The 9,684-nt window shown below is 66.0% G+C and carries 8 protein-coding genes; 4 read left to right on the plus strand and 4 right to left on the minus strand.

The genetic code is table 11. The features are described 5' to 3' along the window. The 3 genes from C1I98_RS29185 to C1I98_RS29195 all read right to left on the minus strand — a co-directional run. Positions 1-204, minus strand: a 204-nt coding sequence (locus C1I98_RS29185) for a VOC family protein (protein WP_146607687.1), incomplete at its 3' end; no start/stop codon positions are given. Continuing rightward, on the minus strand, positions 201-1,244 hold the full coding sequence (locus C1I98_RS29190) for a DUF2293 domain-containing protein (RefSeq protein ID WP_111170616.1): 1,044 nt from the start codon (positions 1,242-1,244) through the stop codon (positions 201-203). The genes C1I98_RS29190 and C1I98_RS29185, both read right to left, overlap by 4 nt. 71 nt (positions 1,245-1,315) lie before the next feature. Further along, positions 1,316-1,813: an SSI family serine proteinase inhibitor gene (locus C1I98_RS29195; protein ID WP_111170617.1), complete on the minus strand. Its 498-nt coding sequence runs from the start codon at positions 1,811-1,813 to the stop codon at positions 1,316-1,318. A 320-nt stretch (positions 1,814-2,133) separates the two neighbouring features. Between C1I98_RS29195 and C1I98_RS29200 the strand changes: the two genes are divergently transcribed. From C1I98_RS29200 to C1I98_RS29215, 4 genes are all read left to right on the plus strand, one after another. Next, a complete protein-coding gene (locus tag C1I98_RS29200; protein ID WP_111170618.1) occupies positions 2,134-3,621 on the plus strand; it encodes a trypsin-like serine peptidase in 1,488 nt (495 codons plus the stop codon). A 280-nt stretch (positions 3,622-3,901) separates the two neighbouring features. Continuing rightward, positions 3,902-5,077, plus strand: coding sequence for a trypsin-like serine peptidase (locus C1I98_RS29205; protein ID WP_111170619.1), 1,176 nt, complete (start codon positions 3,902-3,904; stop codon positions 5,075-5,077). A gap of 419 nt (positions 5,078-5,496) precedes the next feature. Continuing rightward, positions 5,497-7,008, plus strand: a complete 1,512-nt coding sequence (locus tag C1I98_RS29210) for a trypsin-like serine peptidase (protein WP_111170620.1) — start codon at positions 5,497-5,499, stop codon at positions 7,006-7,008. A 302-nt stretch (positions 7,009-7,310) separates the two neighbouring features. Then, positions 7,311-8,840 carry a trypsin-like serine peptidase gene (locus C1I98_RS29215; protein WP_111170621.1) on the plus strand — a complete coding sequence of 510 codons (1,530 nt, stop codon included), beginning with the start codon at positions 7,311-7,313 and terminating at the stop codon, positions 8,838-8,840. A 70-nt stretch (positions 8,841-8,910) separates the two neighbouring features. Here C1I98_RS29215 and C1I98_RS29220 read toward each other — a convergent pair. After that, positions 8,911-9,684, minus strand: a 774-nt coding sequence (locus tag C1I98_RS29220) for an MFS transporter (protein WP_146607688.1), incomplete at its 5' end; no start/stop codon positions are given.

Raw genomic sequence — 9,684 nt, forward strand, 5'->3', positions numbered from 1 at the left:
GCCCCAGATGGGTGGGCGGTGGTCGGGGACTCGTTGGAAGCACAGGACCAGGCCGCCGGGGACGTGCAAGGTGGCCCAGTCGTCGTCCAGGGACCAGCGGGGGTCGGGCTTGTTGATCTCGCCGCCGAGTAGGTGCCGGTAGAACTCGGCCAGTTCAAGTACGTCGGCGCAGTCGAGAACGACGCACTGCACGGTCCCCGTCACGAACCTTCTCCTCTGAAATCGGCGAGCTTCCGGCCGAGGACCGGGCGGATGATCTCGCGGGCCGTCATCCGTGGTGTCCCCGACATCAGCAACTTGTCATAGTCGGTGTCCAGGTGCCGAATGGAGGCGATCACCGCCAGTGTGATCGCTTCTGCGTCCAGGGCGCGGGCTGCCGCTGTGCGGCCGACCCGGCCGCTTCCCCGAAGGCCGGCGTGGGTGGCGATCTCCGAGGCGCGAGCAGGCGGGCAACCCGGGAAGAGGCGCTGGATTTCGGCGGACATGCGGCCCACGAACTCGACGTCTTCCTCCGATCGCCGTATGCGGTCGCGTTCGCGGCGGCGTTGCCGTACCTCTTCGTCGGCCAGGCACTGGTCTTCGGCGCGGGCCAGGGCGGCCTCCTCGATCAGGACGCCGCGGCGTTGGTAAAGCTTGCGCCGGCGGTTGTACTGGACCACGACGGCGGCGAGGGCGCTCTCCTTCTTGGCCCGGCGGCTCAGGGCGGCGTTGCCGGAGGGCAGGAAGACCAGGTGGTCCATGTCCGTACAAGTCAGGCAGTGCGGCGCGGAGTCCTCCATGATCAGGAAGGGGCCGGTGTCGCCGCACTGAGCGCAGGCCCATGGCTCAAGGGGTTCGACGACCACCAGGTCGGGGATTTTGGTCATACTGTTACGTCGCCGGTCACTGAGGTCAGGGGACGCCCAGTGGGTACGGCAGGCGCGTTCTACGTCCGCCTCGCCGGAAGACAGGAACCGGAGCTCCCGGCGATCACGGCTGGCCGCCATGTAAGAGGTCTCGACGGGCGAGAGCCCTTTCTGTTCCGCCCAGCGGTGCAGCAGGTCCAGGGCTGAGCGCAGCCGGGCGCCGTCGACCGGGGTCAGCTCCTCCAATGACGGCGCTCGCCCCTGCCGCCACACATCGATGTCCCGTGCGCGCAACCAGCGCAGCCCGCCCAGGACATCGATCAAGGACACGTACTTCTGACGGTTGAGCGCGCCTTCGGCCGCGTCCGCGACCCTGCGCGCCAGGCTCGGCCGGCTCACCCCACCAGCCTGCCAAACGATCAAGGGGCCTGGGCCGTGTTCGCCCAAGCCCCTCCCAGGTTTCGGTCAGGTCAGAACCGGAAGACGGATCCGGTGCGCTCGCGCAGCGAGCACGTGTTGTCGAAGGTCCTCTGGTATCGGATGTAGTCGCCGTCCCACCATCCGTTGGCGGTGACCGTCACCGGGCGGTAGAGGCGGCTGCAGCCGAACCACGGTGTGAACGCGCGGACTTCCTCGACGTCACCACGGGCCCGGGCGAGCTGGTTGCAGGCGCTCCAAGCGTACGGATGGGTGCTGTTCTGCACCGGCGAGCAGACCAGGTAGACCTGGCGTCCGTAGAGGGAGGTGGAGTAGCCGTCGTTGATGGTGAGGACCAGCGACCTGCCGCCGGTGCTGTAGATCGGCGGCTCCGGCCAGGGTCCGTCCAGGTCATCGGGCAGGATGTAGCGGGCGGACGAGTGACCGTCCGCCGGCGTGGCGGCGTTGGCGGTTGTCGCGGGCGCGGCGGCGAGCGCCGCCCCGAGCAGTACGGCCGGGCCCATGGCGGCCAGGCGGATAAGGCTTCGCATCGATCCCCCGTTATCGGCTCACGTCGAGTGCGCGCTCAGACTCCCCTATCCGCCCTGGTCACGGCGTGACCGACACCCCAGGAATTGGCTAAATCCGACGCACTGGCCGCCCATCCGGTTCCACGACTTTGGTAACGAAACAGTAACGGTCCCTTCCTTTGTACCGATTTAGGGTCGTTCGGGCAAGATCAGGCGGCTACGGTCTTCTCCTGTCTCTTTACGGGGCCATGGGCCTGCTTTGTCAAGCCCGTGACCAACGACGGACGGCGCGCCACACACACCCTCAGGCGCCGCCGTACGACGAACTGAGAAGGAGCTAGATGAACACCCGAGCCAAGCGCCTGGTTCTCCCGCTCGGTGGCGCGATCATCGCCACCTCGGTGGTCGGCGCGTCGCTGTCAAGCACGGCAGAGGCCGCTCCCGACAGAAAGAGCCGCAGTCTTTCTTCGTCCTTCGGGGACGCCAAGGCCATCGCCGGCACCTGGACGCCCAGCAAGCTGAAGGCGGCGAAGAGCTACCTGGAGGACTCGACCCAGCACTCCAAGAAGCTCTCCACCGCCGGCACGCGGAAGGCGTCCCCCGACGGCAAGGCCGGCCTCATCGCGCCGACCAGCCGTAGCAGCCGGTCCGTCGGCAAGTCCAAGAACCTCAACCTGCCGACCACGGTCGGCAAGGTGTTCTTCGAGGTGGACGGCAAGCCGTACTGGTGCTCCGGTAGCTCGATCCAGTCGAAGTACCGCAACCTGGTGGCGACCGCGGGTCACTGCGTTTACGACACCGACAAGAACAAGCCGGTCTCGAACTTCGTGTTCATCCCGGCCTACCACCAGGGCAAGGCCCCGTTCGGTGTCTACGTCGGCGCGAAGGTGCACACGCACTACGACTTCGACGTCTACGAGGACTACGACAAGGACTACGCCTTCGTCAACGTCTACAACGGCATCAAGCAGGTCCGCCAGAAGCAGGTCAGCAAGAACGAGTACGACAAGTGGAAGGGCAGCAAGGAGACCAAGCGTGAGGAGATCACGCGCGAGGAGTACCGCAAGTGCGTGCTCAACCTCGGCTCCTGCTACGCGGAGGGCAAGGACACACCCGATGACGTGGTCGGCCCCGACTACCCGGGCGCTGTCCTGAAGAAGGAAGAGGTCAACGAGGAGACCTACAAGAAGGCCAAGGTCGGCAAGGGCAACGGCAACAAGTACGGCGAGCCCTTCGTCGAGAACGTGACCAAGGCCGAGTACGACGCGTACAAGGGCCCGGGCACCAAGAAGATCGACAAGTCCGGCAACTACACGATCACGCACTTCTACGTGCAGCGGTGGTACAAGCCGGGCACGGCCAAGAAGTTCTACCGTGAGACCTTCTGGATCAACATCATCGACGACGCCGGTCGCCTCGGTGACAATGTCGGTGGCCAGGGCTTCGCCTGGAACCAGAAGCTCTACAAGAAGGTCTTCGCCTTCGGTTACCCGACGGCGGCCCACGCCGACGGCGACAAGGTCTACTCCGGCGAGACCATGAAGTGGTGCTACAACAAGACCTACCCGGCCCCGCGGGTGTCGAAGTACAAGGTCGAGGAGCAGGTTGCGATCAAGTGCGCCTTCACTCCCGGCAGCAGCGGCGGGCCGCTGGTCTTGCAGTACAAGAGCAGCAAGCGGGTCGGTTACATCAACGGTGTCGTGAGCCTCACCCTCGACACCGACGGCAACCGGCGGTACGACCGCATCTCCTCACCGTACTTCGATGGTGACACCAACAGCATCTACAAGTACGCCGCGAACCTCTGGACCGGCAAGCTCGGAAGCTGAGGATCACTCAGGTGACGGCGAAGGGGCTCGGTTCACACCGGGCCCCTTCGTTGCCTATTCGGCCCCTGATCCTGCATCCTCATACAGAAGCCCCCGCCCGGTGGGTACGCCCGGGCTCATGCACGACCGCTGACACGGCACTTACCCGCCCGTCGGCACACTTGACGCACAGCACCTTCTAGCAGGTCGCCGGGATGGCCCGCCCCATATCCCGATGATCTGGAACAATCATTCGAGAAAGCTTTCGTCGCCCCCCACGACAGCAGAAAGGCCCGGCTCAATGTCCCCCCACGCCCGGCGGCTGATGACCGCGCTCGGCGGCCTCGCGGCCGCGGGCGCACTGGTCGTGCCCACCAGTCAGGGGATCGCGCACGCCACGGTCACGTCGTACGGCTCGATCCCGGAGAACGTGCTCTCCGGAAAGATGGCGACGACGGCCGGCGCGGCGGAGAAGGTCGAGGAGTACTGGAAGCCCGACCGGCTCAAGCGCGCCGATGACTCGACGCCCAAGACCGCCGATCCCAAGGTCTCCTCCCCGAGTTCAGCGTCGGCCGGCGAGGCCGCCGCAAAGGCCATGAGCGGCCTTCCCACCACCGCGTCGAACGCCGGGCCCGCCCGCGCGGGCGGTTCGAGCGGTACGGCCCGCGTGCTGCCCTGGACGGTCGCCTCCGCCGCACCGGCAAAGAGCGGCGTGACGAGTGTCCGGCCGGCGACGGTCGGCAAGGTCTACTTCCGTTCCGGCGGCAAGGACTACTGGTGCTCGGCGTCGGCCGTACGGGCCAAGAACCGCAGCCTGGTGGCCACGGCCGCGCACTGCGCGTTCGACCTGCGCACCAACGAGCCGATGGAAAACTGGATCTTCGTGCCCGCCTACCGGCAGGGCTCGCATGAGGCCGGCATCTACGTCGGCCACACGGTCGCTCTGGACATCAAGTACAGCCAGGGCGACTACGACTACGACTACGCGTTCGTGACCGTCCATCGCGGCTTCAAGTGGCAGCAGGGGAAGGACGCGAAGGGGCAGCCCACCTTCCGCCGTGTCGACATGGGCCTGTTGCAGGACAACGTGGGCGGGCAGGGCATTACGACCGGCAGGCCGGTGGCGGTCAATGCCACGGCCTTCGGGTACCCCGGAGGGCCCCAGCCGGACGGCAGCAAGCCGTACAACGGGCACACGCTCAAGACCTGCTCGGGGCTGACCACCGCCGTCAAATCGCCCACATATCAGCTGGAACACGGCATCGCCATCAAGGACTGCGACTTCACAGCCGGCGCGAGCGGCGGGCCGTGGCTGGCGTCCTACAGCGCGAGCAAGGGCGCCGGGCTGCTCGTGGGGATCAACAGCCTCAGTTGGAACCGCAAGGTGGACGGGAAGAACGATCACATCTCCTCGTCCTACTTCGGCCCACACGTGCGGGCCGTCTACGGCTATGCGGCCGACCTGAAGACAGGGTGACGCAGAGTAGGCGATTTGGTGGTGTTTGTCCGACTCGGACGTGACGCGAGGCCCCGGCGATTCGCCGGGGCCTCGCCCGTTTGGGGCCGTTAGACGTAAGCCGCGCCGAATCGGTGCCATTTTTGGTATGTGATCTGCGTCACAGTAGTCCGGTTACGCACCGTATCGGGGGGCGCGAGCCACTTTGGTCACACTAACACCAACCTTATGGTGATCTGCGGAAACGACTCCGGCCTGCCGAGGGGCCGCCCTGCACGCTTCGCACGCATAAACATCACGAAAAGGTCACGCCCCGCCATGTGCCGATCTTTCCCCCCAAACGGCTACCCGCGCTCAAGATCAGCACTGTATGTTCCTGGCTATCCCTTTACTGACGCATGGGACGCAAGAAGCGTTCCACGACAGCGCAAGGAGTCACCTTGAAGCGCATCCTCCTCCCGGCCGGTGGCGCCATTCTGGCCACCGGTCTGCTGGCTGCCGGTCTGGCCAGCGCCTCCACTGCCAACGCCGCGCCTAAGAAGGCCAGCGACAACATGGCCAGCGCCACCCAGGCGTATTCCGTGGCCAAGTTCTGGCTCGACGCCAATGGCGCGACCCTCAAGGCTGCCCAGCAGTACAAGTGGGACTCCAACGCAGCTCCGAAGCTGACCATCGGTGGCTCCGCTGGTGACGACGGCAAGGCCGGCCTCGTGCCGCCCACCGGCTACAAGAAGGTCATCCCGCAGATCGTCAAGAACATCAACCTGCCGAAGACCGTCGGCAAGGTGTTCTTCCAGACGAGCGGCGGCGGCCTGGCCTGGTGCTCCGCGACCTCGATCGACGCCAAGTACCGCAACCTGGTCGCGACCGCCGGTCACTGTGTCTACGACACCGCGACCAACGGCGACGTCCTCGACAAGTGGGTCTTCGTCCCCGGCTACCACCAGGGCAAGGCCACCTGGGGCGTGTACGTGGGTAAGACCGCTCACACCCACTACGACTTCGCCAACTTCGAGGACTTCGACCGCGACTACGCGTTCGTCACGGTCTACGACGGCATCTCCCTTGGCGGTGCGAAGGAAGTCTCCAAGACCGACTACGACAAGTGGGTCGGGGAGAAGTGGACCGACAAGAAGGAGATCACCAAGGAGGAGTACGAGAAGTGCAACCTCAACCTTGGTGACTGCTTCACCGAGGGCGACGACAAGCCTGATGACGTTGTCGGTCCCGACTACCCGGGTGCTGTCCTCCAGAAGGTGGAGGTCACCAAGAAGTACTACGACAGCCGTCCGACCGGCAAGGGCAACAAGAACAAGCTCGGCGAGCCGGAGGTCGAGCAGGTCACCGAGACCGAGTGGAAGGCCTACAAGGGCCCGGGCACCAAGTCGAAGGACGCGAACGGCAACTACATCATCACCCACTACTACGTGCAGAAGTGGGTGAAGCCGGCCACGGTCAAGAAGTACTACCAGCGCGTGTACTTCGTGGGCGGTGTCGTCAACCGCGGCCGTCTCGGCGACAACGTGGGTGGCCAGGGCTTCGCTTGGAACCAGAAGCCGGGTCAGCCGGTCTTCGTGTTCGGCTACCCCGCCGGCCCGCACCCGGACGGCGACAAGCCGTACACCGGTGTCACCCAGAAGTGGTGCTACAGCAAGAAGCCGAGCGGCAAGGTCTACCAGGCCCCGGCGTTCAAGGCTGAGGAGCACATCTGGATCAAGTGCGCCATGACGCCCGGCGTCTCCGGTGGTCCTTGGCTGATCAAGTACAGCAACAGCAAGCGCATCGGTTACGTCAACGGTGTTGCGTCTCTCGTGTCCGACCAGGACAAGAACGGCCGCTACGACACCCTGACCTCGCCGTACTTCGACGGTGAGACCCAGCAGATCTACGCCTACGCCGCCAACCAGTGGTCGGGCAAGATCGTTGGCCCGAACGGTGAGGCCCTCAAGTAGTCTTCTGAGGCTCACCAGAGCGCGGGACTACCCCTCCCGAACTCATCGCGCTTCACCACGAGGCCCGGCTTCCAGCCGGGCCTCGTGCCGTTTTCCCCTCTTTACTCGCGCACGGCACTGTGACCAGAGGATTTCCGTACGTCGCAAAGGGTCTACTGACTCGCGGTCACGATCAAGTATCAAGTGATCGGCATCCCCCCGAAGCACCCAAGATCGAATGCTGCGGCTCGATAGGGTCCTGTCATCCCCCTTTCTGACGCTTTGGGGCGCGATACCGCCCGCTACAGCGCAAGGAGTCTTCCTTGAACACCCCCGCCAAGCGCCTCGCCCTCCCCCTGGCCGGCGCCCTCGTGACCAGCGGCCTGATCACGGCCGCGATGGCGACGCCCGCCCCCGCGCGGACGGCCCCGACGGCCGCCTCGGAGAAGCTGGTGACCAGCGCGCCGGAGGCGTACGCCATCGCGAAGTTCTGGCTGGACGCCAACGGTGCCGCCCTGAAGAAGGCCAAGGAGTACGACTGGGACGCCAAGGAGGTGCCCAACCTGGTCACCCATGGACAGAACGGCCTGCCCGACGACGGTAAGGCCGGACTCGTGGCGCCGACCGGGTCGAAGAAGGGCGCCACGGCGAAGATCAAGAACATCAACCTGCCGCGGACGATCGGCAAGGTCTTCTTCGTGAACGCCAAGGGCGAGTACCGCTGGTGCTCGGCCTCCTCCGTGCAGGCCCGCCACCGCAACATGGTGGCCACCGCAGGGCACTGCGTCTACGACATCGACGGCAACAAAGACGTCATGGACAAGTGGGTCTTCGTGCCGGGCTACTACCAGGGCAAGGCCACCTGGGGCATCTACGTCGGCGTGACCGCCTACACCCACTACGACCTCGTCAACTTCGAGGACTTCGACGGCGACTACGCGTTCGTGTCCGTCACCAACGGAATCGGGCTCGGCTCCTCCAAGGAGGTCACCTTCGAGGAGTACCAGGCGTGGAAGGGCGACAAGTTCGTCAAGCCGGTCGAGATCGACAAGGAGACCTACCAGAAGTGCGCCCTCAACCTGGGGCACTGCTGGACCTCGGGCACGAACAGCGAGGACGATCTGGTCGGGCCGGACTACCCGGGCGCCATCCTGGACCGGCGTGAGGTCGGCAAGCAGGAGTACGACAAGGCGGGCGTCGGCAAGGGCCAGGGCCGCAAGCTCGGCGAGCCCGTGGTCGAGCCGGTGACGAAGACCGAGCACGACGCGTACAAGGGGCCGGGCACCAAGTCCGTCGACAAGTACGGCAACCACTTCATCACGCACTACTACGTGCAGCGGTGGCTCAAGCCCGGGACCGCCAAGAAGTACTACAGGGACACCTTCCACGTCGTGCTCGCCAAGGACCTGGGGCGGCTGACGGATGTGGTGGGCGGGCAGGGGCTCGCTTGGAACCAGCTTCCCGGGCAGCCGGTGTACGCGTTCGGGTACCCCGGGGACCGGCATCCGGACGGGAACAAGGCGTTCAGCGGGCTTACGCCGAAGTGGTGCGCCGGGCGTACCGGGAAGAAGCCGATCATGGTCAACGCCTTCAAGGTGGGTGAGCACATCACACTGAAGTGCAGCATGACCGGTGGCGCGGACGGTGGGCCGCTGATCATGAAGTACGACAACAAGGCGCGGACCGGCTACATCAACGGTGTGATCAGCCTGTTCCACGACCAGGACGACAACAAGCGGGTGGACCACGTCAGCACGCCGTACTTCAACGGCGAGACCGGCGCGATCTATAACCAGGCGCAGGGCGCGCTGCCGCTCAAGGTCGTCGGGCCCAAGGGCGAACTGCTGAAGTAGGCCACCCAGCGCATGAGGGGCCCGGCGCGTTTCAGCGCCGGGCCTCTGCGCATGTCCGGGGGTCCGGGGTTCAGCGGCGGACGTGGCGGAGCAGGATGGCGGTGGCGACCGCGCCGATGACCGCGGCGAGGGCGCCGGCCGCGGCGGCCAGTTGCAGGCCGGAGGCGAAGGCGGCCTGGGCCTGGGCGACGAGTTCGGCGCCGAGGCGGGCGGGTAGTTCGGTGGCGGCGGCCATGGCCCCGCTCAGGGATTCGCGGGCCGCCTCAGCGGCCTCACCTGAAAGCATGGCCTCGCCGGGAAGAGCGGCATCTGCCCCTGGCGGCTCGGCGTCGGACATGGCGCTGCGGTACACGGCGACGCCGAGGCTGCCGATCAGGGCGATGCCGAGGGCGTTGCCCAGTTCGCCGCCGGTCTCGGAGATGGCCGAGGCGGCGCCGGCGCGTTCGGGCGGGGCGGAGCTGACGATGAGGTCGACGCTCAGCGTAGAGCTGGGCGCGACGCCGAGGCCGACGATCACCCAGGCCGCCATCACGAAGATGACCCCGGAGGTGGCGTCCATCTGGGCGAGGACGAACAGGCCGGCGGCGGTCACCGCGAGGCCGCCGCTCACGATGTACGCCAGCCGGATCCTGCGGACCACGACGGCGGCCAGCATGGAGGCGACGATGATTACCGCCGACTGGGGAAGCATCCACAGGCCCGCCTCGAACGGCCCGACGCCGAGCACGAGTTGCAGGTACTGGGCGAGCAGGAAGAAGGTGCCCGCCATCAGCGTGCCGATCATGACGTTCACGGTCACCGACGTGGTGAAGGCGGCCGAGCGGAAGAGTCGCAGGTCCAGGGG

Source organism: Spongiactinospora gelatinilytica, assembly GCF_003236385.1.
Taxonomy (GTDB): domain Bacteria; phylum Actinomycetota; class Actinomycetes; order Streptosporangiales; family Streptosporangiaceae; genus Spongiactinospora; species Spongiactinospora gelatinilytica.

Coding starts and splice junctions, on each gene's coding strand:
- C1I98_RS29195 (WP_111170617.1), bottom strand. CDS start 1,813: ATGCGAAGCCTTATCCGCCTGGCCGCCATGGGCCCGGCCGTACTGCTC.
- C1I98_RS29200 (WP_111170618.1), top strand. CDS start 2,134: ATGAACACCCGAGCCAAGCGCCTGGTTCTCCCGCTCGGTGGCGCGATC.
- C1I98_RS29205 (WP_111170619.1), top strand. CDS start 3,902: ATGTCCCCCCACGCCCGGCGGCTGATGACCGCGCTCGGCGGCCTCGCG.